The sequence below is a fragment of the Burkholderia puraquae genome, assembly GCF_002099195.1.
GTDB classification, from domain to species: domain Bacteria; phylum Pseudomonadota; class Gammaproteobacteria; order Burkholderiales; family Burkholderiaceae; genus Burkholderia; species Burkholderia puraquae.
Map to the genome: position 1 here is coordinate 56000 of NZ_NBYX01000005.1, position 26422 is coordinate 82421.

Annotated in this window: 25 protein-coding genes; 18 read left to right on the plus strand and 7 right to left on the minus strand. The window is 67.1% G+C overall.

All coding sequences use genetic code 11. The annotated features are described in order from the left end of the window. Nucleotides 1-133 precede the first annotated feature (133 nt). Complete coding sequence (locus B7G54_RS11615) at nucleotides 134-700, minus strand: phasin family protein (protein WP_048248776.1); 567 nt, start codon at nucleotides 698-700, stop codon at nucleotides 134-136. Nucleotides 701-1355: 655 nt separating this feature from the next. Here B7G54_RS11615 and pbpG point away from each other — a divergent pair. After that, the gene (gene pbpG, locus B7G54_RS11620) at nucleotides 1356-2522 is read left to right on the plus strand and encodes a D-alanyl-D-alanine endopeptidase (protein WP_085039250.1); all 1167 of its coding nucleotides are present in this window, start codon (nucleotides 1356-1358) and stop codon (nucleotides 2520-2522) included. A 92-nt stretch (nucleotides 2523-2614) separates the two neighbouring features. On the opposite strand, the gene B7G54_RS11625 is transcribed toward pbpG, so the two are convergent. After that, nucleotides 2615-3424, minus strand: coding sequence for an IclR family transcriptional regulator (locus B7G54_RS11625; RefSeq protein ID WP_027786965.1), 810 nt, complete (start codon nucleotides 3422-3424; stop codon nucleotides 2615-2617). Nucleotides 3425-3607: 183 nt separating this feature from the next. Between B7G54_RS11625 and B7G54_RS11635 the strand changes: the two genes are divergently transcribed. The 12 genes from B7G54_RS11635 to iscX all read left to right on the plus strand — a co-directional run bounded on the left by B7G54_RS11635 (nucleotide 3608) and on the right by iscX (nucleotide 12732). Beyond that, nucleotides 3608-4330, plus strand: coding sequence for a (Fe-S)-binding protein (locus tag B7G54_RS11635; protein ID WP_069248359.1), 723 nt, complete (start codon nucleotides 3608-3610; stop codon nucleotides 4328-4330). 34 nt (nucleotides 4331-4364) lie between these two features. Beyond that, on the plus strand, nucleotides 4365-5777 hold the full coding sequence (locus B7G54_RS11640; RefSeq protein ID WP_085039252.1) for a lactate utilization protein B: 1413 nt from the start codon (nucleotides 4365-4367) through the stop codon (nucleotides 5775-5777). Between the two features lie 129 nt (nucleotides 5778-5906). Beyond that, nucleotides 5907-6134, plus strand: a complete 228-nt coding sequence (locus tag B7G54_RS11645; protein WP_069744827.1) for a hypothetical protein — start codon at nucleotides 5907-5909, stop codon at nucleotides 6132-6134. Nucleotides 6135-6235: 101 nt separating this feature from the next. Then, entirely contained in the window at nucleotides 6236-6718 is a 483-nt protein-coding gene (locus B7G54_RS11650; RefSeq protein ID WP_085039253.1) for a low molecular weight protein-tyrosine-phosphatase, read from the plus strand. 114 nt (nucleotides 6719-6832) lie between these two features. Then, nucleotides 6833-7372, plus strand: coding sequence for a Fe-S cluster assembly transcriptional regulator IscR (gene iscR, locus B7G54_RS11655; RefSeq protein ID WP_009691731.1), 540 nt, complete (start codon nucleotides 6833-6835; stop codon nucleotides 7370-7372). A 65-nt stretch (nucleotides 7373-7437) separates the two neighbouring features. Further along, on the plus strand, nucleotides 7438-8661 hold the full coding sequence (locus B7G54_RS11660) for an IscS subfamily cysteine desulfurase (RefSeq protein ID WP_085039254.1): 1224 nt from the start codon (nucleotides 7438-7440) through the stop codon (nucleotides 8659-8661). A gap of 68 nt (nucleotides 8662-8729) precedes the next feature. Next, a complete protein-coding gene (gene iscU / locus B7G54_RS11665; protein WP_006481982.1) occupies nucleotides 8730-9137 on the plus strand; it encodes a Fe-S cluster assembly scaffold IscU in 408 nt (135 codons plus the stop codon). A 64-nt stretch (nucleotides 9138-9201) separates the two neighbouring features. Next, the gene (gene iscA / locus B7G54_RS11670; protein WP_014896627.1) at nucleotides 9202-9525 is read left to right on the plus strand and encodes an iron-sulfur cluster assembly protein IscA; all 324 of its coding nucleotides are present in this window, start codon (nucleotides 9202-9204) and stop codon (nucleotides 9523-9525) included. Between the two features lie 97 nt (nucleotides 9526-9622). Continuing rightward, the gene (gene hscB / locus B7G54_RS11675; protein ID WP_085039538.1) at nucleotides 9623-10150 is read left to right on the plus strand and encodes a Fe-S protein assembly co-chaperone HscB; all 528 of its coding nucleotides are present in this window, start codon (nucleotides 9623-9625) and stop codon (nucleotides 10148-10150) included. A 54-nt stretch (nucleotides 10151-10204) separates the two neighbouring features. Beyond that, nucleotides 10205-12073, plus strand: coding sequence for a Fe-S protein assembly chaperone HscA (gene hscA, locus B7G54_RS11680; RefSeq protein WP_085039255.1), 1869 nt, complete (start codon nucleotides 10205-10207; stop codon nucleotides 12071-12073). An 88-nt stretch (nucleotides 12074-12161) separates the two neighbouring features. Continuing rightward, nucleotides 12162-12503 (plus strand): ISC system 2Fe-2S type ferredoxin, encoded by a 342-nt coding sequence (gene fdx / locus B7G54_RS11685; protein WP_011352558.1) that lies wholly within the window; start codon nucleotides 12162-12164, stop codon nucleotides 12501-12503. Between the two features lie 19 nt (nucleotides 12504-12522). Further along, nucleotides 12523-12732: a Fe-S cluster assembly protein IscX gene (iscX, locus tag B7G54_RS11690; RefSeq protein WP_031399466.1), complete on the plus strand. Its 210-nt coding sequence runs from the start codon at nucleotides 12523-12525 to the stop codon at nucleotides 12730-12732. 127 nt (nucleotides 12733-12859) lie between these two features. Here the strand turns inward: iscX and B7G54_RS11695 are convergent, their stop codons facing one another. The 5 genes from B7G54_RS11695 to B7G54_RS11715 form a co-directional block, all read right to left on the minus strand. Continuing rightward, complete coding sequence (locus B7G54_RS11695) at nucleotides 12860-13591, minus strand: glycine zipper 2TM domain-containing protein (protein ID WP_085039256.1); 732 nt, start codon at nucleotides 13589-13591, stop codon at nucleotides 12860-12862. A 360-nt stretch (nucleotides 13592-13951) separates the two neighbouring features. Beyond that, a complete protein-coding gene (gene lysS, locus B7G54_RS11700) occupies nucleotides 13952-15478 on the minus strand; it encodes a lysine--tRNA ligase (RefSeq protein WP_085039257.1) in 1527 nt (508 codons plus the stop codon). Between the two features lie 82 nt (nucleotides 15479-15560). Then, a protein-coding gene (prfB, locus tag B7G54_RS11705) for a peptide chain release factor 2 (protein ID WP_105392842.1) occupies nucleotides 15561-16665 on the minus strand; the annotation gives its coding sequence in 2 pieces (ribosomal slippage) (nucleotides 15561-16583 and nucleotides 16585-16665; 1104 coding nt in all). A gap of 152 nt (nucleotides 16666-16817) precedes the next feature. Further along, nucleotides 16818-18515, minus strand: coding sequence for a single-stranded-DNA-specific exonuclease RecJ (gene recJ / locus B7G54_RS11710; RefSeq protein WP_085039258.1), 1698 nt, complete (start codon nucleotides 18513-18515; stop codon nucleotides 16818-16820). Nucleotides 18516-18525: 10 nt separating this feature from the next. Beyond that, nucleotides 18526-19590, minus strand: a complete 1065-nt coding sequence (locus B7G54_RS11715; protein ID WP_106408971.1) for a regulator — start codon at nucleotides 19588-19590, stop codon at nucleotides 18526-18528. A gap of 162 nt (nucleotides 19591-19752) precedes the next feature. Between B7G54_RS11715 and B7G54_RS11720 the strand changes: the two genes are divergently transcribed. The 5 genes from B7G54_RS11720 to B7G54_RS11740 all read left to right on the plus strand — a co-directional run bounded on the left by B7G54_RS11720 (nucleotide 19753) and on the right by B7G54_RS11740 (nucleotide 26288). Beyond that, entirely contained in the window at nucleotides 19753-21006 is a 1254-nt protein-coding gene (locus B7G54_RS11720; protein WP_085039260.1) for a lipoprotein-releasing ABC transporter permease subunit, read from the plus strand. After that, the gene (lolD, locus tag B7G54_RS11725; protein ID WP_425266473.1) at nucleotides 20999-21757 is read left to right on the plus strand and encodes a lipoprotein-releasing ABC transporter ATP-binding protein LolD; all 759 of its coding nucleotides are present in this window, start codon (nucleotides 20999-21001) and stop codon (nucleotides 21755-21757) included. The genes B7G54_RS11720 and lolD overlap by 8 nt, the downstream gene beginning before the upstream one ends. 67 nt (nucleotides 21758-21824) lie before the next feature. Beyond that, nucleotides 21825-22613, plus strand: coding sequence for a TatD family hydrolase (locus tag B7G54_RS11730; protein WP_085039262.1), 789 nt, complete (start codon nucleotides 21825-21827; stop codon nucleotides 22611-22613). Between the two features lie 57 nt (nucleotides 22614-22670). Beyond that, on the plus strand, nucleotides 22671-25154 hold the full coding sequence (locus tag B7G54_RS11735; RefSeq protein ID WP_085039263.1) for a DNA internalization-related competence protein ComEC/Rec2: 2484 nt from the start codon (nucleotides 22671-22673) through the stop codon (nucleotides 25152-25154). A gap of 288 nt (nucleotides 25155-25442) precedes the next feature. Next, a complete protein-coding gene (locus tag B7G54_RS11740) occupies nucleotides 25443-26288 on the plus strand; it encodes an alpha/beta fold hydrolase (protein WP_085039264.1) in 846 nt (281 codons plus the stop codon). Nucleotides 26289-26422: the final 134 nt, after the last annotated feature.

Consider the following 26422-nt stretch of genomic DNA (forward strand, 5'->3'; position numbering starts at 1 on the left):
TTTTGTTCGCGGCCCGCGCGGCGGTCAAACAACCGTTCGAGACGGGCGAGCAGCGGTGCCGGTTCGCGCGTGTTCCGGCGCCAGAAAACGAAAAAGCCGCGCTGTGCGCGGCTCTTTCAGGAGCAGGGGACGCTTACGCGGCCGGCTTGCTCGTACGGCGTGCGGCGGCGGCGGTCGCAGCCTTCGTGGCGACGGCAGCAGCAGCGTTGAAGTTCGTTTCGGCGATTTCGACGGCTTGCTTCGCTGCCTTCTGAACCGTTTCGTACGTGGTGTTCGCAGCGTTCAGTGCCGACTTCAGTGCGGCGACAGCCGTTTCCGAACCGGCCGGGGCGTTCTTCGCGACGTTGTCGACGAGTGCCTGGACCTTCTTGTTCTGCTCTTCGAATTGCGCTTCGGCAACCTTCGCGAACTCGGCTTGCGTCGACGATGCGATTTCGTACAGGTGACGGCCGTACGACAGCACCTTTTCCGCGACCGGCTGCGACAGGCTGGCTTGCAGCGCGATCAGTTCCTGTGCGTCCTTCACCGACAGCAGGCGCTGGGCGTTTTCCTGGCCCTCGGCCAGCGTCGACTTCACGACCTGCAGGTTGAGTTCGATCAGCTTTTCGACGCCTTCGAACGCCTTGGTCGTCAGACCGAACAGGCTTTCGAGGTTGGCTTTCTGTGCGGCGGCGATTTGCTCGGGGGTCAGCAAGGACATGTCAAGCTCCTGAAAAGCGATCGCGTCGATCGCAGGATAAAGGGCACTACGCTGGGGAACCTCGGATGCGCGTGCTTTGTGCAACGCAGCAATGAGGCTTATTTTAGGGCAGAGAAAACGGATGTCAAGTATTTTTTGTGCGTTGCACAATTGCGACAAATTATCGATAAAACAATGAGTTATCGTGGCTGTTCGGAATCGGTTTCAGGCGAGGTTCCCACATGGTGCGCACGGCTGCGGGGCAGGCGCGGCGCACCATGATCATGCACAGGTAAACCTGACAGGCCTATGGAACGTTATCCTTCTGTTCCTGTCGAAAACGCGCCGTTTCGATGCGCGTTACCGTGGCGACGTGCCGCCGCCACGGCCGAGACCGGCGCCCCTGGCACCCCGAGCGCCGGATACGTAGTTTCCCCGCTTTAAATTGCCTCCGAAGTGACGTTATCTCAATTAACCGTGTGGTAATCGGGAGACGGGTACTGTCGGGCAGCGCATCCCATGAATTTTTTCGATGGGAGCGGGAGGGTTCATTGGTCAGAGGTTGGCCGACCCTTACACTCCGGTTTAACGACGATCGGTAAGTGCCTAATATTGCTCTTTTTTTCAGCTTTAACTACACTTGCGGAAACCTCCCGCCCGCTTTGTCCAGACCCCAATGAAAGCCGAATCGTTTTCACCGCGCAGATTGTTGCAGAGCATGACGCTCGGCACGGCTGTGTCGGTCGCTGTCGCCTTGCTGGCGACCACTGCGTCCGTCGCGCCCGCTGACGCCTTTGCCGCCACTGCGAAGACCCAACAAGCCGCCAAGAAAAAGGCCGTGGCTCCTGCTTCGTCCGCGAAGAAGAAGTCGGCCAAGGCCACCTCCGACAAATCCGCCAAGGTCGCCGCGGCCGATGCGCCGCGTGCGAAGGCATCGCGCAAGCGCGTGACGCTTGCGGCGAACGTGCATGGCGGCCATCACGGCGCAGTCCGCAAGGTCGCGTTCCAGCCGCGCCGGCCGACCGTCGGCCAGGCCTTCGGCCTGCACGACACGCCGGACGCGCTCGCGCTGCGTTCGAGCGTCGCGTACGTCGTTGACCAAAACTCGGGCGAGCCGCTGTTCGACAAGAATTCGCACGCCGTCGTGCCGATCGCGTCGATCTCGAAGCTGATGACGGCGATGGTCGTGCTCGACTCGAAGGCGCCGATGACCGACCAGATCGAAGTCACCGACGAAGACCGCGACTACGAGAAGGGCACGGGGTCGCGCCTGTCGGTCGGCTCGGTGCTGTCGCGCGAAGACATGCTGCACATCGCGCTGATGGCGTCGGAAAACCGCGCGGCGGCTTCGCTGTCGCGTTACTACCCGGGCGGCCGTCCGGCGTTCATCGCCGCGATGAACGCGAAGGCGAAGTCGCTCGGCATGACCGATACGCACTTCGAGAATTCGACGGGTCTGTCGAGCTCGAACGTGTCGAGCGCGCGCGATCTCGTGAAGATGGTCAATGCGGCGTACCAGTACCCGATGATCCGCCAGTTCTCGACCGACCGCACCTACGAGGTGTACACGGGCAAGCGCAACCTGGTCTACAACAGCACGAACGCGCTGATCCGCGGCAATGGCTCGTGGGACATCGGTCTGCAGAAAACGGGTTTCATCAACGAAGCCGGCGAATGCCTCGTGATGCAGGCGACGATCCACGGCAAGCCGATGGTGATGGTGCTGCTCGATTCGTTCGGCAAGTATTCGCGCTTTGCCGATGCGGCGCGCCTGCGCAACTGGCTCGACGCCGGCGGCGGCGAGCGCCTGACGGCGGCCAACACGCCGAACGGCGGAACCTGATCGCACGGTGGCGTGGCGGTTCGCCGCTGCGCCGATGGCCGAAAAAAAGCCCCGCGATTGCGGGGCTTTTTCATTGGGCGCGCTGGAGCGGCTTACGCCTGCCGCTGCAGCCCGTCCGCATCCTTCGTGGGCGCCGGCCGGTAGCCGAGCGATTCCGAAATGGTGAGGGCCGTACGGCTCAACTGGCCGAGCCACGCATCCTGGAGACGATCCGCCGGCGCCGACAGCGACAGGCCCGCAACGAGCTTGCCCGAATCGTCGTAGATGCCGGCTGCGATACAGCGCACGCCGAGCTCCAGCTCCTCGTTGTCGCGTGCGCACGATTGCTGGCGGACGATCGTCAGCTCGCGCTCGAGCTTCGCGATGTCGGTGATGCTGTTCTGAGTATGGCCGGACAGCCCCGTGCGCGTCGCATAGGCGCGCACGCGCGACGTTTCGTCGGCCGCGAGGAACAGCTTGCCGACCGACGTGAGGTGCAGCGGCGCGCGGCCACCGATCGCGCGGACGACCTGCATCCCCGAGCGCTCCGAATACGCACGCTCGATGTAGACGATCTCGTCGCCCTGGCGCACCGACAGGTTCACGGTCTGCCCGGTGAGACGGTGCAGCTCGCGCATCGGCATCAGCGCCGCGTCGCGTACCGACAGGCGCGCCTTCACGAGGTTGCCGAGCTCCAGCAGCCGCATGCCGAGGCGGTACGTGCCGGGATCGGAGCGGTCGACGAGACGGCAGGTCACCATGTCGTTGAGGATGCGGTGCGCGGTCGACGGGTGCAGCTCCGTCCGCTGCGCAAGCTCCTTCAGGCTGACAGGGTCACTGTGCGCGGCGAGCGCGTCCAGCAGCCGCATCATGCGTTCGATCACCTGGATCGACGTTTTTGAATCCGGGGTGGGTTGGCTCATGTCGGGGGAGAAATCGGTTGACGCGTCAAGCGGTGTTGGAACGATTGTATCTCGTATTGTGAAAAAAGCGAACGGCGTTCGAGGAAATCCTCGTTTCGCGCAGTGCGGGCTTGCGCGCGAGCCAGCGTTGGTCTTGCCGGCCAAACGGCGGATAATGAGAGCCGTTTTCTCGAAGGAGCACGTATGCGAGTCGGTTTGTTCGTGACCTGCCTGGTCGATCTGATGCGCCCCGAAATCGGTTTTTCGGCGCTCAAGCTGATTCGCGACGCCGGCTACGAGGTGATCGTGCCGCCCGCGCAGACCTGCTGCGGCCAGCCGGCCTACAACTCGGGCGACCGCGCGCTCGCACGTGATCTCGCGGAAAAGACGCTGCGCGAGTTCGAGCAGTTCGATTACGTCGTCGCGCCGTCAGGCTCGTGCGGCGGGATGATTCGCGCGCACTACGGCGATCTGTTCCGCGACGACCCCGAGCTGATGGGGCGCTACACGCGGTTCCAGCAGAAAGTCTATGAACTGACCGATTTCCTGGCGAATGTCGCGAAGGTTTCGCTCGCACCGGGTGAATTCACCGGGCCCGTCACCTACCACGATTCATGCTCGGGGCTGCGCGAGCTCGGCGTGAAGGCGCAGCCGCGCGCGCTGCTCGCGCAGCGCGGCATCGCGGTCACCGAGATGAAGGACTGCGAGCATTGCTGCGGCTTCGGCGGCACGTTCGCGGTCAAGTACGGCGACATTTCGGCGGCCATCGCGGACGAGAAATGCGCGAACGTGCGCGCGTCGGGCACGGGCGCCGTCGTGCTCGGCGATCTCGGCTGCATGCTGAACATCGAAGGGCGGTTGCGCCGCACCGGCGACCGCGACACGCGCGTGCTGCACGTCGCGCAGGTGCTGGCGGGCGACGTCTGACGCCCGGTTCCGCTCACTTTTCCCGGATACCGCGATGCAAGTCCAATCGATGCATTTCAAGGCGCGCGCCGGCCAGAAGCTGGCCGACCAGCGCCTGCAGCAGAACCTGAAGAAGCTGTCGACGAAGTTCGTGTCCGCGCGCGCCGACGCGATGACCGCGATCGACTTCCCGGCCACGCGCGCCGCGCTGAAGGCGCGCCGCAACCGTGCGCTGGAGAACCTCGACGTATGGCTCGAGGCGTTCGAGCGCGAGGCGGCGCGGCGCGGCACGACGGTGCTGTTCGCCGAAACGACCGCGGATGCCGCACGGCTCGTGGCCGACATCGCGCGCCGTCACGACGTGAAGAAGGTCATCAAGACCAAGTCGATGGTGTCGGAGGAAATGCGCCTGAACGCGGTACTCGCGGAAATGGGCGTGCAGTCGATCGAGACGGATCTCGGCGAATACATCCTGCAGATCAACGACAACGAGCCGCCGAGCCACATCATTGCGCCCGTCGTGCACAAGGACAAGGACGAGATCGCCGACCTGTTCGCGCGCACGCATCATCGCGAGCGGCTCACCGAGATTCCGGACATGACGCGTGAGGCGCGCGAGGTGCTGCGCCCGCATTTCATGTCGGCCGACATGGGCGTGACGGGCGGCAACTTCGTGATTGCCGAGACCGGTTCGGTCGCGATCGTGACGAACGAAGGGAACGAGGGGATGTGCACGGTGATGCCGCGCGTGCATGTCGCGGTGACGGGCATCGAGAAGGTGCTGCCGACGCTCGAGGATCTCGCGACCGCGATGCGCCTGCTGCCGCGCTCCGCGACCGGGCAGAAGACGTCGAACTATTTCTCGCTGCTGACCGGACCGCGCGGGCCGGGCGACGAGGACGGCCCCGAGCACAACTACGTGGTGCTCGTCGACGGCGGCCGCACCGGGCTGATCGGCGGCGAGTTCCAGGAGATGCTGCGCTGCATCCGCTGCGGTGCATGCATGAACCATTGTCCGGTGTACCAGAAGGTCGGCGGCCATGCGTACGGGTGGGTCTACCCGGGGCCGATGGGATCCGTGCTGACGCCGAGCTACGTCGGGCTCGACCGCGCGCTCGACCTGCCGCAGGCCGCGACGCTCTGCGGGGAGTGCGACAGCGTGTGCCCGGCCGGGATTCCGTTATCGCACTTGTTGCGCACGCTGCGCGAGAAGCAAGTCGAGCGGCACCTGCGGCCGTGGCGCGAGCGGGCAGCGCTCGCCGCATGGGGCTTCGTCGCGCGGCGGCCGATGCTGTATGCGCTGACGACCAAGCTCGCGGTGCGCGTCCTCGAGCGGCTGGGCGGCAACGGCGGCACGCTGCGGCGCCTGCCGATGATGGGCGGCTGGATGGATACGCGCGACATGCCGACGCCGACCGGGCGCACGTTCCGCGAACTGTACGCGGCGTCGCAAAGCCATCTCGGCTGACGACTGTTCATCCGGCGACAACAGTGCGTTCGCTATTTGTATATTTATCTCGATAGATGCGGTCTATAGAATCTTGTCTGTAGTCCCCGGAATTGGGTTTCGGGGTACGAGGTCAAGGAGGTCCGCATCATGAAAAAGACAATATCGATGTACTGGCCGCTGGCAATCGTCGTTCCGCTGGCTGCGGCTGCCTATCTGCATGCGATGGCCGATGCGCCGTCGCGTGGTCCGCTCGCGGTTCACCAGGCATCCGCCGAGCTGGCGCGTGCGGTGTCGTTCGGGCTGGTCGACGACGCGGCGAAGCCGTTGCCGGCGGCATCCGGCGACGTGGTGCTCGCCGCGCCGAAGGCGCTGTAATGCACGGCGCCGTCGCTTTGCGCGGCGGCGCGATTTCGGCCGCCTTTGTATAATGGCGCGTTCTTTTCCCACGCGGTCCGCCGCGGCTTTCCGATAGTGCGATGACCCGCGTTTCGATCTGTTTCGTCTGTCTCGGCAACATCTGCCGTTCGCCCACTGCGGAAGGCGTGATGCGTCACCAGGTCGACGCGGCTGCACTGGCGGACCGGATCACGATCGATTCGGCCGGCACGGGCGACTGGCATGTCGGCGAACCGCCCGATACGCGTGCGCAGGCGGCCGCTCGCGGCCGCGGCTACGACCTGTCGGCACTGCGCGCACGCCAGGTGAGCGCGGCGGATTTCGAGCGCTTCGACCTGCTGCTGGCGATGGACGAGGCGAATCTCGCGGAGTTGCGCCGCCGCAGCCCGCCGCAGCATCGCGACAAGGTGCGCCTGCTGATGGAATTCGCGCCGGATTCGACCGAAACCGAAGTCGCGGATCCCTATTTCGGCGGCGTACAGGGCTTCGAGCAGGTGCTCGATCAGGTCGAGCGCGCGTGCGCGGGCCTGCTGGAGACGCTCCGGGCCCGCACGGAGCGCTGATCGCGCGATATTCAGCGGTCTGCGAATACCCTTTCAAAGACATGGATACTTGACTAAAAACGTCAATTATTTATACTTGACCAAAATCGTCAAGATTGCAGTCCCCTAGACACCATGAGACTCACCACCAAAGGCCGTTTCGCCGTCACGGCGATGATTGACTTGGCACTGCGCCAGGAGCAGGGCCCGGTGACGCTTGCAGGCATCAGCCAGCGCCAGCGGATTTCGCTCTCGTATCTCGAACAGCTGTTCGGCAAGCTGCGCAGGCATGAAATCGTCGAATCCGTGCGCGGCCCGGGCGGCGGCTACAACCTCGCGCGTCGCGCGCAGGACGTCACCGTTGCCGACATCATCATCGCGGTCGATGAACCGCTCGACGCCACGCAGTGCGGCGGCAAAGGCACGTGCGACGGCTCGAAGCAGCCCGACGGCCATTGCATGACGCACGAGCTGTGGTCGACGCTGAACCAGAAGATGGTCGAATACCTCGATTCGGTGTCGCTGCAGGATCTCGTCGATCAGCAGCGCGCTCGCGAGGGCGCCCCCGCGGTGCTGCGCGACCGGCGCACACCGGAGCCCGTCGCGGCGCCGGCCGAGCCGGTGCGCACGATGCCGCTCGGCCCCAATTCGGTGTTCAACATCGCGAGTTCGTGAGCGCGAAAGCGCACGCCGTACCCCATAACGCACATAGTCCCTGCACAGAATTCCCGGAGCGACAGATGACCCAAGACACTCTCCACCTGCCCATCTATATGGATTACAGCGCGACGACGCCGGTCGATCCGCGCGTGGTCGACAAGATGGTGCCGTACCTGCGCGAGCAGTTCGGCAATCCGGCGTCGCGCAGCCATGCGTATGGCTGGGATGCGGAGCGTGCAGTCGAGGAAGCACGCGAGCAGGTGGCCGCGCTCGTGAACGCGGATCCGCGCGAGATCATCTGGACGTCCGGCGCAACGGAATCGGACAACCTCGCGATCAAGGGTGCCGCGAACTTCTACAAGGGCAAGGGCAAGCACATCATCACGGTGAAGACCGAGCACAAGGCCGTGCTCGATACGTGCCGCGAGCTCGAGCGCGACGGTTTCGAAGTCACCTACCTCGACGTGAAGGATGACGGCCTGATCGACCTCGACGTGTTCAAGGCCGCGCTGCGCCCGGACACGATCCTCGTGTCGGTGATGCACGTGAACAACGAGATCGGCGTGATCCAGGACATCGAGACGATCGGTGAAATCTGCCGCGAGAAGGGCATCGTGTTCCACGTCGACGCCGCACAGTCGACCGGCAAGGTCGAGATCGACCTCGCGAAGCTGAAGGTCGACCTGATGTCGTTCTCGGCGCACAAGACCTACGGCCCGAAGGGCATCGGTGCGCTGTACGTGCGCCGCAAGCCGCGCGTGCGGATCGAAGCGCAGATGCACGGCGGCGGCCACGAGCGCGGCATGCGTTCGGGCACGCTGGCGACGCACCAGATCGTCGGCATGGGCGAAGCATTCCGCATCGCACGCGAAGAAATGGCGACGGAAAACGAGCGCGTCCGCATGCTGCGTGACAAGCTGCTGCGCGGCCTGTCGCAGATCGAGGAAACGTACGTGAACGGCGACATGGAGCGCCGTGTCCCGCACAACCTCAACATCAGTTTCAACTTCGTCGAAGGCGAGTCGCTGATCATGGCGATCAAGGACGTCGCAGTGTCGTCGGGCTCCGCCTGTACGTCGGCGTCGCTGGAGCCGTCGTACGTGCTGCGTGCGCTCGGCCGCAACGACGAGCTGGCGCACAGCTCGATCCGCTTCACGGTCGGCCGCTTCACGACGGAGCAGGAAGTCGACTTCGTGATCAACCTGCTGAACAGCAAGATCGCGAAGCTGCGCGAACTTTCGCCGCTCTGGGAAATGCACCAGGACGGCATCGATCTGTCGACGATCGAATGGGCCGCACACTGAGCGCCGGATTGAACATACCCGCGGGCGGATTCGCGCACGCAGACGTAACGAGTCAAGGAGTCTGAGTCATGTCTTACAGCAACAAGGTTCTGGATCACTACGAAAACCCGCGCAACGTCGGTTCGTTCGCGAAGGACGACGACACGGTCGGCACGGGCATGGTCGGCGCGCCGGCCTGCGGCGACGTGATGAAGCTGCAGATCCGCGTCGGCGCGGACGGCGTGATCGAAGACGCGAAGTTCAAGACCTACGGTTGCGGTTCGGCGATCGCGTCGAGCTCGCTCGTCACCGAGTGGGTGAAGGGCAAGACGCTCGACGAAGCCCTGTCGATCAAGAACACGCAGATCGCGGAAGAACTCGCGCTGCCGCCGGTGAAGATTCACTGCTCGATCCTCGCGGAAGACGCGATCAAGGCAGCCGTGGCCGACTACAAGAAGCGCCACGACACCAAGGAAGGCGATCAGGCAGCGGCCTGAGCGGCATCGAGCAGTTTGAGACGGAACGCGGCGGGCCCCGGTGGCGCGCCGCGGCAAGGACATCATGGCAATTACACTGACCGAAAAAGCAGCACAGCACGTCCAGAAATACCTCGTCCGTCGCGGCAAGGGTGTGGGCCTGCGGCTTGGCGTTCGCACGACCGGGTGCTCGGGGCTCGCGTACAAGCTCGAGTATGTCGACGAGCTGGCTCCCGAGGATCAAGTGTTCGAGAGCCATGGCGTGAAGGTCATCGTCGATCCGAAGAGCCTTGCCTATATCGACGGCACGGAGCTCGACTTCGCACGCGAAGGACTGAACGAAGGGTTCAAGTTCAACAACCCGAACGTGAAGGACGAGTGCGGTTGCGGCGAATCGTTCCGGGTGTGACCACGCGGATCTCCGCACGATGCGGGCAAGAGGCGGCACGGGCCGCCTTTTTAATGTGCGGCGTTTGCCGCGCGACGAACCGGAATTGAACGCGACGATGGTCTCGCTGAAAGACAGCCATTTCGACCTGTTTCACCTGCCGGCGCAATTCGCGCTCGACGAGACGGCGCTCGACGCTGCCTATCGGACGGTGCAGACGCAGGTGCATCCGGACCGCTTCGCGGCGGCCGGCGATGCGCAGAAGCGCATCGCGATGCAATGGGCAACCCGCGCGAACGAGGCGTACCGCACGCTGCGCGATCCGCTGAAGCGCGCGTCGTATCTGCTGTTGCTGCGCGGCGTCGACATCGGCGCGGAAAACAACACCGCGATGGAGCCCGCGTTCCTGATGCAGCAGATGGAGTGGCGCGAGGGGATCGAGGATGCCGCGGCCGCCCGCAACGTCGGCGCGCTCGACGCGCTGCTCGCCGAGCTGCGCGAAGAGCGGCGCGTGCGTGTGGAGCGCCTCGGCACGCTGCTCGACAGCGGCGCCGACCAGGCGGCCGCCGAGGCCGTGCGCCAGCTGATGTTCATCGAACGGGTCGCGTCGGAAGTGGGCGCGCAGATCGAGCGCCTCGAAACTTAACCGCGTGCCTTGCGGCACGCGCAGCAAACGGGCCGAGCGCCCGAACGAACCAAGATGGCTTTACTGCAAATTTCCGAACCGGGCATGGCGCCGGCGCCGCATCAGCGGCGACTCGCTGTCGGGATCGATCTCGGCACGACCAACTCGCTCGTCGCGGCCGTGCGCAACAGCGTGCCTGAAGTCCTGCCGGACGAAGCGGGCCGCGTGCTGCTGCCGTCGGTGGTCCGCTATCTCGAGAAGGGCGGCCGACGCATCGGTCACGAGGCGAAAGAGCAGGCCGCGACCGATCCGCGCAACACGATCGTGTCGGTCAAGCGCTTCATGGGCCGCGGCAAGGCCGAGGTCGAAGGCGCGGCGAACGCGCCGTACGAATTCGTCGATGCGCCGGGCATGGTGCAGATCCGTACCATCGACGGCGTGAAGAGCCCGGTCGAAGTGTCGGCAGAGATTCTCGCGACGCTGCGCTATCGCGCGGAAGATTCGCTTGGCGACGACCTGGTCGGCGCGGTGATCACGGTGCCCGCGTATTTCGACGAAGCGCAACGCCAGGCGACCAAGGATGCTGCGCGCCTCGCGGGCCTCAACGTGCTGCGCCTGCTGAACGAACCGACCGCCGCAGCGATTGCCTATGGTCTCGACAATGGAGCCGAAGGCCTCTACGCGGTGTACGACCTCGGTGGCGGCACGTTCGACCTGTCGATCCTGAAGCTGACGAAGGGCGTGTTCGAAGTGCTGGCCGCGGGCGGCGATTCCGCCCTCGGCGGCGACGATTTCGACCATACGCTGTTCGATCATGTGCTCGCGCAGGCAGGCATCGATGCGAAGACGCTCGCGCCCGAGGACGTGCGCCTGCTGCTCGACCGCGTGCGCGTGCTGAAGGAAGCACTGTCGTCCGCACCGCAGGCGTTGCTCGACGTCACGCTGTCGGGGGGCACGCACCTCGTGCAGACGATCTCGCACGACACGTTCGCGTCGCTCGTCGAGCCGCTCGTGCAGCGTACGCTCACGCCGACCCGCAAGGCGCTGCGCGACGCGCAGGTGACACCGGCCGACATCAAGGGTGTCGTGCTCGTCGGCGGCGCGACGCGCATGCCGGTGATTCGCGACGCGGTCGCGAAATATTTCGGCCAGCCGCCGCTCGTGAACCTCGATCCGGACCAGGTCGTCGCGCTCGGTGCGGCGATCCAGGCCGATCTGCTCGCCGGCAATCGCGGCACCGGCGACGACTGGCTGCTGCTCGACGTGATTCCGTTGTCGCTCGGTGTCGAGACGATGGGCGGCCTCGTCGAGAAGATCATTCCGCGCAACTCGACGATTCCGATCGCGCGCGCGCAGGAATTCACGACCTTCAAGGACGGCCAGACCGCGATGGCGATCCACGTCGTGCAGGGCGAGCGCGAGCTCGTCGCCGACTGCCGGTCGCTCGCGCGCTTCGAGCTGCGCGGCATTCCGCCGATGACGGCCGGCGCCGCGCGCATTCGCGTGACCTACCAGGTCGACGCGGACGGCCTGCTGTCGGTGTTCGCTCGCGAGCAGTTGTCGGGCGTCGAGGCATCGGTCGTCGTGAAGCCGTCGTACGGTCTTGCCGACGACGACATCGCGAAGATGCTCGAGGACAGCTTCAAGACCGCTGAAATCGACATGCGCGCACGCGCGCTGCGCGAAGCGCAGGTCGAGGCCGAGCGGATGCTCGAAGCGACGCAGGCCGCGCTGGCGGCCGACGGCGAACTGCTCGACGCAGGCGAGCGCACGCAAGTCGACACATTGGCCGCGGCGCTGCGCGCGGTGGCGCAAGGCGACGATACGAACGCGATCGAAGCGGCGACCAAGGCGCTGGCCGACGGCACCGACGAATTCGCGGCGCGCCGGATGGACAAGAGCATCAAGCGCGCGCTGTCGGGCCGCCGGCTCGACGAGATCTGAACTCACGAACTGCGCATCGGCCGGCGACGGCCCGCGCGATAATGAACCGTGCGGCGCCAGGCGCCGCACCCTGACTGACGGAACGGACATGCCTCAACTGGTGGTGCTGCCTCACGTCGAACTGTGCCCGGATGGCGCAGTGATCGACGCGACGCCCGGCAAGAGTATCTGCGACAACCTGCTCGAACACGGGATCGAGATCGAGCATGCATGCGAGAAGTCGTGCGCGTGCACGACGTGCCATGTGGTGATCCGCGAAGGCTTCAACGATCTGACGCCGTCCGAGGAGGACGAGGACGATCTGCTGGACAAGGCGTGGGGTCTCGAGCCGACGTCGCGCCTGTCGTGCCAGGCGATCGTGAAGGAAGATTCGGACCTGGTGGTCGAGATTCCGAAGTACTCGATCAACCACGCAAAGGAAAACCACTGACAGGAACCGGAGGCAGGCGATGAAATGGACCGATTCGCGTGAAATTGCCATTGCGCTGGCGGACAAGTACCCGGACATCGACCCGCAGCGGATCAATTTCGTCGACCTGCGCCAGTGGGTGCTCGAACTCGACGGCTTCAACGACGATCCGAAGCACTCCGGCGAGAAGATCCTCGAAGCAATCCAGGCACACTGGATCGACGAATCGGACTTCGACGACGAGGACTGAACCCGGTGGGCGCCGCAACGGCGCAGACAGCTGGCAATAGAAAACGGCTCGTGAGCAATCGCTCACGAGCCGTTTTCATTTTCAGGCCGGTTGCCCGCGCCTGTCACGCGGGCAGGGGATCACACAATCACGCGCCGACCAGCGTCCCGTTCTCGATCCGCACGCGCTGGCCCTGGCCGAACGGCGGTTGCTGATTGTGGTACGTGAACGTGCGCGTTGCGCCGCTCTCCATCTGCACTTGCACCTGGTAGTCGGTTTCCGCGCGCACCTGCTTTTCGACCTGGTTGCCGGCCAGGCCGCCACCCAGTGCGCCGATGATCGTCATCGCGGTGCGGCCGTTGCCGTGGCCGAACTGGTTGCCCAGCAGCCCGCCTGCCGCGGCGCCGCCGACCGCACCGATGCCCGAGCTCTGGCCGGCCGTGCGGATCGGCGTGATCGCGACGACCGTGCCGCAACTCTGGCAGTAGGTCTGCGCGGGTGCCGACGGCTGCTGTGCGTATTGCGGCGGCTGGGGTGCCGTGGTGTGACGACGATGCGGCGCAGCCGGGCGCGGCGCCGGCTTCGGCTCGGCCTGCGCAATGGCAGCCTTCTGCTGCGCGGCGGCCTGCTCGGCCGCCTGCTGCTGGGCCTGCGCGGCCAGCGCGGCGCTGGCGGCCGCAGCCGTATCGACGGCCGGCTGCGATGCGATCAGCGCGGCCTGGGTCTGGCCGTTCTGTTCGTTGTTGCTGCTGGCCTTCGGGAACACACCCGTGATCGCTGCCGTCGCCGCGAGGCTGGCGACGATGACGGCGCCGGCGGCGGTGGCGATGAGCGGGTGGAGGCGTTGCTTTTGCGGCGTGGTCTGATTCTGGTTGTCCATTTTTTTCTCCGATGTCGATCCGGATCGGCAGTGCGGTGCCGGGCCGGATCCCACGCTGCGGGCTCGCGCAGACTTGGCGTTCCTGCGCCTTGTTCTGGTCCCGCGGTCATGCGTGGTGACGCAAGAGGAGTGTCGTTCACCGGCAAGCGGCGCGCCGTATCAAGGTGTAACGAATTGCAGCGGGGCGCCGGCGGCCGTGACAGGGAAAACCCGGAGAAGGCCTTCGCGACGAGGGGATAAAACGGGGGGAGATCGAAAGCCGGCGGACGCCGGCTGGCGGGATTTACGCGTCGTTACAAAGCTGACGCGTGCGCTGATGCGTGCGCGCCGCAGGGCGCGGCGCACACGCGGGCGCGGCGATCAGTCTTCGCGGCGCAGATGCGGGAACAGCAGCACGTCGCGGATCGTCGGGCTATCGGTCAGCAGCATCACGAGACGGTCGATGCCGATTCCGCAGCCGCCGGTCGGAGGCATCCCGTATTCGAGCGCGCGGATGTAGTCGGCGTCGAAGAACATCGCTTCCTCGTCGCCCGCATCCTTCTGCTCGACCTGCTTCTTGAAGCGCGCGGCCTGGTCTTCCGGATCGTTCAGCTCCGAGAAGCCGTTCGCGATTTCGCGGCCGGTCATGAACAGCTCGAAACGCTCGGTGATGCCCGGCACCGTATCCGATGCGCGTGCGAGCGGCGACACCTCGACCGGGTAGTCGATGATGAAGGTCGGCTCCCACAGCTGCGCTTCGGCCGTTTCCTCGAACAGCGCGAGCTGCAGCGCACCGGTACCCGCGTTCAGGAACGCCGGCTGCGACACGTCGACGCCGAAGCGCTTCAGTTCGGTGCGCAGGAACGCGTCGTCCGACAGCTGGCCGTCGGTGTAGTCCGGCGCGTACTTCTGGATGGCCTGCGTGATCGTCAGGCGATGGAACGGCTTCGCGAGGTCGAGTTCGCGGCCCTGGTACTGGATCGTCGCGGTGCCGAGCGCATCGATTGCCGCCTGGCGGATCAGTTGCTCGGTGAAGTCCATCAGCCAGCGGTAGTCGGTGTACGCGGCGTAGAACTCCATCATCGTGAATTCCGGGTTGTGACGCGGCGACACGCCTTCGTTCCGGAAGTTGCGGTTGATCTCGAACACGCGTTCGAAGCCGCCGACGATCAGGCGCTTCAGATACAGCTCCGGCGCGATGCGCAGGAACATCTGCATGTCGAGCGCATTGTGATGCGTGACGAACGGCTTCGCGGCCGCGCCACCCGGGATCGGGTGCAGCATCGGCGTCTCGACTTCCATGAAGTCGGCCGAATCCATGAACTTGCGGATCGACGCAATCGTCTTGGTGCGCGCGCGGAACGTGTCGCGCGTTTCCGGCGTGACGATCAGGTCGACGTAGCGCTGGCGGTAGCGCATTTCCTGGTCGGACAGGCCATGGAACTTGTCCGGCAGCGGGCGCAGCGCCTTCGACAGCAGGCGCAATTCCTTGCACTGGACCGACAACTCGCCCTTGTTGGTGCGAAACAGCACGCCGCGTGCGGCGACGATGTCGCCGAGGTCCCACTTCTTGAACGCGTCGTAGGTTTCCGCGCCGACGTCGTTCGGCGTCACGAAGAACTGGATCTGGCCCGAACCGTCCTGCACCGTCGCGAAGCTTGCCTTGCCCATCACGCGCTTGAGCATCATGCGGCCGGCGACCGACACCTCGACCGGGTTCGCTTCGAGCGCGGCCTTGTCCGAGTCGGCGAATTTCACCTGCAGATCGGCTGCGTGATGCGTCGGGCGGAAATCGTTCGGGTAGGCGACGCCTTGCTCGCGCAGGGCGCGCAGCTTCTCGCGGCGCTCGGCGATGATCTGGTTTTCGTCCGCGGTGACGGCGGGCTGCGTTTGGGTCGGTTCGGTCATGATGGTCGGAATTCGGAATGGGTGCGGCAACGCAAACGGGAAGGGCAAGGGGGCGCGACCCGGCAGGGCCGCGCCGCGGCGCTTACACGCCCTGTTTGAGGCTCGCGCTGATGAAGTCGTCGAGGTCGCCGTCGAGGACGGCGCGCGTGTTGCTCATTTCGACGTTCGTGCGCAGGTCCTTCACGCGGCTCTGGTCGAGCACGTACGAACGGATCTGGTGGCCCCAGCCCACATCGGTCTTGCTCGATTCGAGCTTGTCCTGTTCGGCCTGGCGCTTGCGCATCTCGACTTCGTACAGGCGCGATTTCAGCATCGCCATCGCTTCGGCGCGGTTGCGGTGCTGCGAGCGGTCGTTCTGGCACTGCACGACGATACCGGTCGGCATGTGCGTGATCCGCACCGCGGAGTCGGTCTTGTTGATGTGCTGGCCGCCCGCGCCCGACGCGCGGTACGTATCGATGCGCAGGTCGGCCGGGTTGATCTCGACTTCGATCGAGTCGTCGATTTCCGGATAGACGAACACCGACGAGAACGACGTGTGGCGGCCGCCCGACGAGTCGAACGGCGACTTGCGCACGAGGCGGTGGATGCCCGTTTCGGTGCGCAGGAAGCCGTATGCGTATTCGCCCGAGACCTTGACTGTCGCGTTCTTGATGCCGGCGACGTCGCCGTCGGACTCTTCCAGCACTTCGGCCTTGAAGCCCTTGCGTTCGCAGTAGCGCAGGTACTGGCGCAGCAGCATCGATGCCCAGTCGCACGCCTCGGTACCGCCGGCGCCGGCCTGGATGTCGATGAAGCAGTTGTTCGGGTCGGCCGGGTTCGAGAACATCCGGCGGAACTCGATGTCGCCGACGCGTGCCTCGAGCTTCGCAGCATCTTCTTCCGACGCGACGAGGGTGTCCTCGTCGCCTTCCTCGCGGGCCAGCTCGAACAGGTCGAGTGCGTCGCGCAGGTCGCTATCGAGCGCGGTGAGCGTCGTGACGACGCCTTCGAGCAGCTTCTTCTCGCGACCGAGCGCCTGGGCGTTCTTCGAATCGTTCCAGACGTTCGGGTCTTCGAGTTCCTTGTTGACTTCGGTCAGACGCGCAGCTTTGGCGTCGTAGTCAAAGATACCCCCGAAGCTCGCCCGCGCGGTTGCGCAGGTCGAGCAGGGAGCTTTCGATCGCGTTGAGACGTTCCGCTTCCATGGTCGCTCGCTATTCTTGCTTCGTAAAAAAGCGGAATTATAGCCGATCGGCGGGGTTGCCCGGTGACGCGAACGGTGCTTGCACGCGCGCCGCGGCCCCGTCCGGCGCGGCGTGCGTGCATCGGCGGGCATCGCGGGCCGGGCGGCCCGCGCTCAGCCGGCCGCGTGTTCGACGATCAGCTGGACGCGGGTGACGCCGTTCCACGTGTCGGCGACGAGGCGGTATGCGACCAGCGCGCTCGCCGGCAGCGGCTCCGTGTGGTTGAACCAGATCGCGCTGAAGCGCTGGCGGCCGCGTGCGAGCTGCAGCTTCAGGTGCTTTTCCTTCACGAGCGACTGCGACACGACGTCGAATTCGCCCGAGAAAAGCGGGGCCGGAAAACCTTGTCCCCAGACGGCCTCGTCGAGCAGGCCGACGAACTGCGGCGTGAAGTACGCGTCCTCGAGCTCGCCGTCGGTCTCGATCACGCGGGCGAGCGCGTCGTCGGACAGCCATTCGCGCGCGACGGCCTCGAACGCGGCCGCGAAGCGCGGCACGTTCTCGGCGTCGAGCGTGAGGCCGGCCGCCATCGCGTGGCCGCCGAACGCGACGATCAGGTCCGGTTCGCGTTTCGACACGAGGTCGAGCGCGTCGCGCAGGTGGAAGCCGGCGATCGACCGGCCCGACCCCTTGACCCGCTTGCCTTCCTCATCCGCGTGCGCGAACGTGAACGACGGGCGGTGGAATTTTTCCTTGAGCCGGCCGGCGACGATGCCGATCACGCCCTGATGCCACTCGGGGTTGAAGAGGGTGATCGTGCACGCGTCGGCCGGATCGATGTCGGCGAGATCGGCGAGCGCCTGCTGCTGCATGCCGGCTTCGATCTCGCGGCGCTCGCGGTTCATCACGTCGAGCTGCTGCGCGAGATCCCATGCGCGGCCGATGTCGTCGGTGATCAGGCACTCGATGCCGAGCGACATGTCGGACAGCCGCCCGGCGGCATTCAGGCGCGGGCCGAGGCCGAAGCCGAGGTCGAAGCCCGATGCCGTGCGCGCTTCTCGCGCGGCGGCGCGGAACAGCGCGGCGACGCCCGGCTGCATGCGGCCGTTGCGGATGCGCTGCAGCCCCTGTGCGACAAGCACGCGGTTGTTGCCGTCGAGCCGCACCACGTCGGCGACGGTGCCGAGCGCGACGAGATCGAGCAGGCCGTCGAGGCGCGGCTCGGCTTCCTTGCTTGCGAAGGCGCCGCGGCGGCGCAGCTCGGCACGCAGCGCGAGCAGCACGTAGAACATCACGCCGACGCCGGCGAGGTGCTTGCTCGGGAACGCACAGCCGGGCTGGTTCGGGTTGACGATCGCGCGTGCGGCGGGCAGCGCGTCGCCGGGCAGGTGGTGGTCGGTCACGAGCACGTCGATGCCGCGCGCATTCGCGGCTTCGACGCCCGCGACGCTCGCGATTCCATTGTCGACGGTGATCAGCAGGTCAGGCTTGCGCGCGGCCGCGAGTTCGACGATTTCTGGCGTGAGGCCGTACCCGTATTCGAAACGGTTCGGCACCAGGTAGTCGATCTGCGCGCCGAACATCCGCAGGCCGCGCACCGCGACCGCGCATGCGGTTGCACCGTCGCAGTCGTAGTCGGCGACCACGAGCAGGCGTCGCTTGTCGGCGATCGCGTCGGCGAGCAGCGACGCCGCGTCGGCGCAGCCTTTCAGCTCGGTGGGCGGAACGAGCCGCGCCAGCGCGGTCTCGATGTCGGTGGGGGACTGCACGCCGCGCGACGCGTACAGGCGCGCAAGGACGGGATGCAGGCCGTGGCGCGCGAGCGCTTCGGCGTCGGCGGGCGCGACGGGGCGGGTAACGATCCGGGTCATGGTCTGCTTGTTATTCGAACAGGGAGGCAAGCGCACGGCGGCGCCAGAACTTGCGCAGGTCGCCGCGCGTCGCGTGCAGCGTCACGGAACTCGTGTCGCCGCACAGCGTGAAATCGACGCTCGCGAGCTCGCCGTTCTGCAGCGCGGCGAGGGTCGGCGCGAACCAGTCGCGCTCGAGTGCGGCGAGCCCGTCGTGCCAGCGCGCCCAGTCCTGCTCGATGAACGGGGTAGTCAGCGCCGGCAGCTCGACGAGCGTCGCGCCGTCGGCAGCGGGCAGCGTGCCGAATGCGGCCGGCGGCGCACCGGCGTCGGCTTGCGCGGCGTACGCGAGGCCGAGCGCCGCGGGCGACGCGGACAGCACGCGCGCGAAAGGCTTGCCGACCGGCTTCAGCGTGCCCTGCGCATGGAACCAGATCGAATTGACGGCCGGCAGGCCACGCGCCTCGCGGGCCTCGTTGACCGGGTGCTGGAACCACGCCATCTGCACTTCGTTCTGCAGCTTCATCCACATCCGCGAGCGCTCGCCCGTATGCGCTTCGTGCGGCAGCCAGATTTCGATGTTGCGGCCGCTCGCGCGCAGCGGCGCGGCGCCGGCGAGGCGGGCGAGCTGCTCGCTCGACAGGTACCAGCGTGACGGGTTCGGCGCCTCGAGCCGTACGCCGAGTTCCTCGATCAGCGGCCGCGCGACCGCGAGCAGCGCGGCCGCGTCGCCGTTTTCGAGCGCGAGGGCCGCCGGATCGACGAGCACCAGGTGATCGTGCGCGATTTCGACGTGGACGGGCTCGACGCAGGCCCACGCGTGCGCGCCGGGGGTGCCGCCGTCTGCCAGCAGCATGTAGGGCGCGAGCGGCGCCTCGTCCGCGGCGTTGCCCTGGGTTGCGCCGAACTGGCGGGCCAGCCAGCGCTCGTGCGGCAGGGTGCGCTGGAAGTCTTCGCCGGCCACGCGCTCGACGAGGGTGGCGCGGGCGAGCAACTTTTCGAGCGCGGGGCTGTCCAGCGTGTGCAGGGACGAGGCCGCATCGGCCGCCGACGGCAGCGCGAACGGAACGAGAAAATGGAGGCGTCGGTCGTGCATGATGGTGCGCATTGTATGGCAAACTGCGCGCGTGATCGGGCCGGCTGACGGCCCGTTCGCGTCCGGCGGCCGTTTTTCGACCGTGCCCGGGCCGGTGGCCGCCACCGGGCGGCGGTCCGGCCGCGAGGCGCCTCCCCGCCGTAACCAGCAGAAAGGATTCGCTTGAAACTTCCGTACGAATGGCAGATCGGCTGGCGCTACACGCGCGCCGGCAAACGCACGACCGGTAACGGCTTCATTTCCTTCATCGCGCTCGTGTCGATGCTCGGGATCGCGCTCGGCGTCGCGGCGCTGATCGTCGTGCTGTCGGTGATGAACGGCTTCCAGAAGGAAGTGCGCGACCGCATGCTGTCGGTGCTCGCGCACGTCGAGGTGTTCTCGCCGACGGGCTCGATGCCCGACTGGCAACTGACCGCGCAGGAAGCGCGCCGCAATCCGTCGGTGATCGGCGCGGCGCCGTACGTCGACGCGCAGGCGCTGCTCACGCGCCAGGACGCGGTGAGCGGCGTGATGCTGCGCGGCGTCGAGCCGACGCTCGAGCCGCAGGTGTCGGACATCGGCAAGGACATGAAGGCGGGCCAGCTCGGCGCGCTCGTGCCGGGCCAGTTCGGCATCGTGCTCGGCGATGCGCTCGCGGGCAACCTCGGCGTGACGGTCGGCGACAAGGTCACGCTGGTCGCGCCGGAAGGCTCGATCACGCCGGCCGGCATGATGCCGAGGCTGAAGCAGTTCACGGTCGTCGGGGTGTTCGAGTCCGGGCACTACGAATACGACAGCACGCTCGCGATGATCAACATCCGCGACGCCGAGGCGCTGTTCCGGATGAGCGCGCCGACCGGCGTGCGGCTGCGGCTCACCGACATGCAGAAGGCGCCGCAGGTCGCGGTCGAGCTGTCGCACACGCTGTCGGGCAGCCTGTACATCCGCGACTGGACCCAGCAGAACAAGACGTGGTTCTCGGCCGTGCAGATCGAGAAGCGGATGATGTTCATCATCCTCACGCTGATCATCGCGGTGGCCGCGTTCAACCTCGTGTCGTCGCTCGTGATGACGGTGACCAACAAGCAGGCCGACATCGCGATCCTGCGCACGCTCGGCGCGCAGCCGGGGTCGATCATGAAGATCTTCGTCGTGCAGGGCGTGACGATCGGCTTCGTCGGCACGGCGTCGGGCGTCGCGCTCGGCTGCCTGATCGCGTGGAGCATTCCGTGGCTGATCCCGATGATCGAGCACCTGTTCGGCGTGCAGTTCCTGCCGCCGTCCGTGTACTTCATCAGCGAGCTGCCGTCGGAACTCGTTGCGAGCGACGTGATCCGGATCGGGCTGATCGCGTTCGCGCTGTCGGCGGTCGCGACGCTCTACCCGAGCTGGCGCGGCGCGAAGGTGAAGCCGGCGGAGGCGCTCCGCTATGAATGATCGCGCGACCGCATTCGCGGATTCACGACAACACAACAGACAGGATTCGGCAGGTATGCAGGAATACGTGCTTCAGGCGCGCGGGATCACGAAGGCGTTCGTGCAGGGCGGCTTCAACGTGCAGGTGCTCGACAATACCGAGCTGACGGTGCGGCGCGGCGAGAAGCTCGCGGTCGTCGGTGCGTCGGGTTCCGGCAAGAGCACGCTGCTGCACGTGCTGGGCGGGCTCGACGAGCCGAGCGCGGGCGAGGTGTCGCTGCTCGGCAAGCCGTTCACGCAACTCGCCGAGCGTGAGCGCAACGAATTGCGCAACCGTGCGCTCGGCTTCGTCTATCAGTTCCATCACCTGCTGCCCGAGTTCACCGCGCTCGACAACGTCGCGATGCCGCTGCGCATCCGCCGGATGACGACCGAGGCCGCGCGCGAGCAGGCGCAGGCGATGCTCGAGCGCGTCGGTCTCGGCCCGCGTGCGAAGCACCGGCCGGGCGAGCTGTCGGGCGGCGAGCGGCAGCGTGTCGCGATCGCGCGCGCGCTGGTTACGAAGCCCGCGTGCGTGCTCGCCGACGAGCCGACCGGCAACCTCGACGGCGCGACGGCCGATACGGTGTTCAACCTGATGCTCGAACTGTCCGAGACGCTCGAAACGAGCTTCGTGATCGTCACGCACGATCCCGATCTCGCCGCGCGCTGCGACCGCATCATGCGGCTGCGCGACGGCGTGCTGCACGAGGAGCCGGCACTGCCGGTGTAAGAAGCGAACGCGCTTGGCCTGCCGCCCGGTTCGTCCCGGCGCGGCACAAGGGCGCAGGAACGCCACCATGTGGATCGACACGCACTGCCATCTCGATGCCGCCGAATTCGACGCCGACCGCGACGCAGTCGCGCAGGCGGCGCGCGCGGCCGGCGTGTCGCGTATCGTGATCCCGAGCGTCGGGCGCGACAACTTCGCGACGGTGCGCGAGCTCGCGCAACGCACGCCGGGCGCGGCCTATGCGCTCGGCATCCATCCGATGTATACGCCGCGCGCACGCGACGCGGATCTCGACCTGCTGCGCATGGAGATCGAGGCGAGTCTCGAGGATCCGCACTTCGTCGCGATCGGCGAGATCGGTCTCGACTATTTCGTGCCGGGGCTCGACGAAGACCGGCAGCAATTCTTCTACCAGGGGCAGCTGAAGCTCGCGCGCGAATTCGACCTGCCCGTGCTGTGCCACGTGCGCAAGTCGCAGGACCGCGTACTGGCCGGGCTGCGCCGATTCGGCGTGCGGCGCGGCATTGCGCATGCGTTCAACGGCAGTTTCCAGCAGGCCGAAGCGTATCTCGCGCAAGGGCTGCATCTCGGCTTCGGCGGCAACGTGACCTTCACGCGCGCGCTGCAGATCCGCCGGCTCGCGGCGCAGTTGCCGCTCGATGCGATCGTCGTCGAGACGGACGCACCCGACATCGCGCCCGAATGGGCGTACAAATCCCGCAATACGCCCGATCAGGTGCCGCGCATCGGCGACGTGCTCGCCGAACTGCGCGGCCTCGACGCCGGTACGCTCTCCCTATGCACTTCGGCTAACGCGCTCGCCGCGCTGCCGCGACTCGCACTTTCGTCCGCATAATCGTTGCCGGGAGGCGCCGCATTGGCGGTGGCGGCGCCGGGTCGACGAGGAGGTGCGATGCGCGTGTGGTGGATCGCGTTCGCGCTCGGCGTGGTCGTCCTGCAGCGGCAGGCGGCGTTGCCGGGCGCGCTCGCATGGACGATCGGTACGGCCGTGCTCGCGGGCTGCGCTGTGCTGGGTGCGCGGTGTGGGCGTCGCCAGCGTACGCGTACGACCGTCGCGTTCGGCTGGATGCTGTGCGCGCTCGCGGCCTGCGTCGTCGGGTTCGGCTACGCGGCCGCGCGGGCCGAATGGCGGCTGGACGACAGCCTGCCCGTCGAGTGGGAAGGGCGCGACATCGTTGTCACCGGCGTGATTCGGGGGCTGCCCGTGGTCGACGAGACCGGCGCGCGGCTGCTGTTTGCGGTCGAGTCGAATGACGCTGGGTTGGCCCGTTTCCCGCCGCTGATCCGGCTGTCGTGGCGCGCCTATCGCGCATCGGCGACACGCGATCCACTTCCCGATCTGCGCGCCGCACAGCGCTGGCGTTTCGTCGTGCGCCTGAAACGTCCGCATGCCGAGGCCAATCCCGGCGTGCGCGACAGCGAGGCGGCGTGGCTTGCCGCAGGCATTCGCGCGGTCGGTTATGTCAGCGCACCCAGGCGGGCGGTATTGCTCGATGCGCGCGCATCGGGATGGCGTGCCTCGATCGATCGGCTGCGCGACGCGTTGCGGGCACGTATCGGCGAGACGCTTGGCGGCGACGCTCGCCATCGCGGCATCGTCGCCGCGCTCGCGATCGGCGACCAGTCGGGCATCGGCGACGACGACTGGCGCGTGCTGCGCAGCACGGGCACGAGCCACCTGGTCGCGATCTCCGGCCTGCATGTCGGGCTCGTCGGCGCGATCGCGGGCGGGCTCGTGTCGATGGTCTGGCGCCGCCTGAGATGGCGCGCACGGGCCGCGACGCTCGGGTTGCCGGCACCTTACGCAGCCGCGCTCGCCGCGCTGGCGGCCGCGGCCGGCTATGCGGCGCTCGCCGGCTTCAACGTGCCGGCGCAGCGCGCGTGGTGGATGATCGCGGGCGGCGGCATCGCGTATCTGGCCGGGCGCAGCGTGCCGACTTCCGCGGTGCTGTGCGCGGCGCTCGGCGGCGTGCTGCTGGTCGATCCGTGGGCCGTGCTGTCGGCCGGGTTCTGGCTGTCGTTCGGGGCGGTCGCGGTGATCCTGCTGGCCGTGGCCGGCTGGCGCGCTGCGCGTGAGGCCGATGCGGAAAGCGAGGAGGGCGACGGCACGGCAGGCTTGTCGCGCCGGTTGCGCGCGTGGGGTGCACGCGCCGGGCGCCGGATCGCCGAGGCCACGCGCGTGCAGTACGCCGTGACGATCGGTCTCGCGCCGCTGACGGCCGCGTGGTTCGCGCAGATATCCCTGTCGGGCCCGTTCGGCAACGCGTTCGCGATTCCGTGGGTCAGCTCGGTCGTGACGCCGGTCGTGCTGGCCGGCATCGCGCTGCCGGCGCCGTTCGATGCGTATGCGTTCCGGCTTGCGCACGCGGCGCTCGAACCGATGATGACGTTGCTCGGATATCTCGCCGACTGGCCGGCTGGCGTGTTCTGGCTGCGCATGCCCGACTGGCCGGTACTGGTGCTGGCCTGCGTGGGCGTCGCATGGGCGCTGATGCCGCGTGGCTGGCCGCTGCGCTGGGCGGCCCCGCTCACGTGGCTGCCGCTCGTCGCGCCGGCAGCCGATGCGCCGCCGCCGGGCGGTTTCCGGCTGACCGTGCTCGACGTCGGGCAGGGTGCGTCGGTGCTGGTGGAGACCGCGCGGCGCACCTTGCTGTTCGATGCGGGGCCGGGCGCGGAGTCGACTCACGCCGGCGCGCGGATCGTCGCGCCGGCATTGCGCGCGCGCGGGATCGCGGCGATCGATTCGCTCGTGCTCAGTCACGCGGATGCCGATCACGCGGGCGGCGCACCTGCCGTCTATGCGGCAGCCGACGTGCGCCAGCTGCTGGCCGGCATCGCGCCGGACAGCCGGTTGTGGCGCGACGCCGCGGCCGCGGGTGTCGCCGACCGGCTGCCGTGCGTGGCCGGGCAGCGCTGGACGTGGGACGGCGTCGCGTTCACGATGCTGTGGCCGCAGGGCGGCCCGGGCACGGGCTCGTCGAACGGGCAGTCGTGCGTGCTGCGCATCGACGCGGGCGGGACGTCCGCGCTGCTGACGGGCGATGTCGATGCGCGCGGCGAACGCCGGCTCGTGGACGCCGCGCGCGATACGCTGGCCGCGCAGATCCTGATCGTTCCGCACCATGGCAGCCGCACGTCGTCGGTCGAGCCTTTCCTCGATTCGGTCGGGCCGCGCGTCGCGGTATTTCCTGTAGGCTATCGCAATCGTTTCGGACATCCGCACCGGACGGTTCTCGCCCGTTACGAGGCCCGCGGGATTCCGCTGCCGCGCACCGATCGCGATGGCGCTGTGCGGTTCGACGTTGCGCCGGCCGACGGCGGGTTTGCCTTCGAGCGTCATCGAGACGTTCGGCGACAGTACTGGATGGATCGATGAGCGCGGTGAGGGCCGGCGTATCAGGAAAGATGGCCCGGGGCCCGCGCTCAATGCCGAAGCATGGGCTCGGCAGAACGCGAAGCATGAGACCGGAGCGGGTGCTGAAGCACTGACTCCGGCTGACCGCGAAGCATGGGACGGGAGTAAGTGCTGAAGCACTGACTCCGGTCGACCGCGAAGCATGGGACGGGGGTAAGTGCTGAAGCACTGACTCCGGTCGACCGCGAAGCATGGGACGGGAGTAAGTGCTAAAGCACTAACTCCCGTCGACAAAGGAGACATCGGCGTTTGAAGGACATCCTCCATTTCTCGCATGCGAACGGCTTTCCGGCATCGACGTACCGCACGATCTTCGCCGAACTGGCCGACGACTACGAGCTGCGCTACATCGAACGGATCGGCCATGACCGCCGCTACCCGGTGACGCGCGACTGGCCGCATCTCGTCGAGCAACTGCTCGACGATATCGGCAGCCGCTACGAGCGTCCCGTCTGGCTCGTCGGCCATTCGCTCGGCGGCTACCTGTCGCTGATGGCCGCGCTGAAGAAGCCGCAATGGGTGCGCGGTGTCGTGATGATCGACTCACCGATCATCGCGGGCTGGCGCGCCGGCGCATTGCGCGCGAGCCAGTGGGCGGGGCTCGACGAGCGGCTGTCGCCGGCCGCCGCGACGCGCAACCGGCGCACGCGCTGGGTGAGCCGCGACGAAGTCTGGCGGCATTTCCGCGAGAAACCGGCGTTTGCCCGCTGGGACGAACGGATGCTGGCCGACTACATCGATTACGGGATTCCGCAGGCCGTTGCCGACGGCGAGCGGGCGCTCGCGTTCGACCGGCAGGTCGAATACCTGATCTACCGGACGCTGCCGCACACGCTCGGCCCGCGGCTTGCGCACGGCGCGCCGGTGCCGCTGGGTTTTCTCGCCGGCACGCGTTCGCGCGAGGTGCGCCAGGTCGGGCTCGATGCGACGCGCCGCGCGGCGCGCGGCCGCGTCGAATGGCTGGAAGGCAGCCACCTGTTCCCGATGGAGCGGCCGCTCGAAACCGCCCGCGCATTGCAGCGGATGCTGAATTCGCTGAAGGCGGCGGAGGGCGATGCGTCGCAGGGTAGCGCGCCGCTCGCGAAGCGTGCCTGACGCAGGGTTTTGGCAGCCGGGGCGCGGCCCCGGCCGGCGGCTTCGCCCCGGCGCTCACGGCGGGTGCGGGGCGACGGGAAAGGGCGCGATCATCGAGTCAATTGCTGAGAGAAGGGCGGGCTTTACGGTATAAT

Coding starts and splice junctions, on each gene's coding strand:
- fdx (WP_011352558.1), top strand. CDS start 12,162: ATGCCTCAACTGGTGGTGCTGCCTCACGTCGAACTGTGCCCGGATGGC.
- B7G54_RS11615 (WP_048248776.1), bottom strand. CDS start 700: ATGTCCTTGCTGACCCCCGAGCAAATCGCCGCCGCACAGAAAGCCAAC.
- B7G54_RS11645 (WP_069744827.1), top strand. CDS start 5,907: ATGAAAAAGACAATATCGATGTACTGGCCGCTGGCAATCGTCGTTCCG.
- B7G54_RS11640 (WP_085039252.1), top strand. CDS start 4,365: ATGCAAGTCCAATCGATGCATTTCAAGGCGCGCGCCGGCCAGAAGCTG.
- hscB (WP_085039538.1), top strand. CDS start 9,623: ATGGTCTCGCTGAAAGACAGCCATTTCGACCTGTTTCACCTGCCGGCG.
- B7G54_RS11730 (WP_085039262.1), top strand. CDS start 21,825: ATGTGGATCGACACGCACTGCCATCTCGATGCCGCCGAATTCGACGCC.
- lysS (WP_085039257.1), bottom strand. CDS start 15,478: ATGACCGAACCGACCCAAACGCAGCCCGCCGTCACCGCGGACGAAAAC.
- lolD (WP_425266473.1), top strand. CDS start 20,999: ATGAATGATCGCGCGACCGCATTCGCGGATTCACGACAACACAACAGA.
- B7G54_RS11715 (WP_106408971.1), bottom strand. CDS start 19,590: ATGCACGACCGACGCCTCCATTTTCTCGTTCCGTTCGCGCTGCCGTCG.
- iscA (WP_014896627.1), top strand. CDS start 9,202: ATGGCAATTACACTGACCGAAAAAGCAGCACAGCACGTCCAGAAATAC.
- B7G54_RS11660 (WP_085039254.1), top strand. CDS start 7,438: ATGACCCAAGACACTCTCCACCTGCCCATCTATATGGATTACAGCGCG.
- pbpG (WP_085039250.1), top strand. CDS start 1,356: ATGAAAGCCGAATCGTTTTCACCGCGCAGATTGTTGCAGAGCATGACG.
- B7G54_RS11650 (WP_085039253.1), top strand. CDS start 6,236: ATGACCCGCGTTTCGATCTGTTTCGTCTGTCTCGGCAACATCTGCCGT.
- B7G54_RS11695 (WP_085039256.1), bottom strand. CDS start 13,591: ATGGACAACCAGAATCAGACCACGCCGCAAAAGCAACGCCTCCACCCG.
- B7G54_RS11625 (WP_027786965.1), bottom strand. CDS start 3,424: ATGAGCCAACCCACCCCGGATTCAAAAACGTCGATCCAGGTGATCGAA.
- iscU (WP_006481982.1), top strand. CDS start 8,730: ATGTCTTACAGCAACAAGGTTCTGGATCACTACGAAAACCCGCGCAAC.
- hscA (WP_085039255.1), top strand. CDS start 10,205: ATGGCTTTACTGCAAATTTCCGAACCGGGCATGGCGCCGGCGCCGCAT.
- iscX (WP_031399466.1), top strand. CDS start 12,523: ATGAAATGGACCGATTCGCGTGAAATTGCCATTGCGCTGGCGGACAAG.
- recJ (WP_085039258.1), bottom strand. CDS start 18,515: ATGACCCGGATCGTTACCCGCCCCGTCGCGCCCGCCGACGCCGAAGCG.
- iscR (WP_009691731.1), top strand. CDS start 6,833: ATGAGACTCACCACCAAAGGCCGTTTCGCCGTCACGGCGATGATTGAC.
- B7G54_RS11635 (WP_069248359.1), top strand. CDS start 3,608: ATGCGAGTCGGTTTGTTCGTGACCTGCCTGGTCGATCTGATGCGCCCC.
- B7G54_RS11735 (WP_085039263.1), top strand. CDS start 22,671: ATGCGCGTGTGGTGGATCGCGTTCGCGCTCGGCGTGGTCGTCCTGCAG.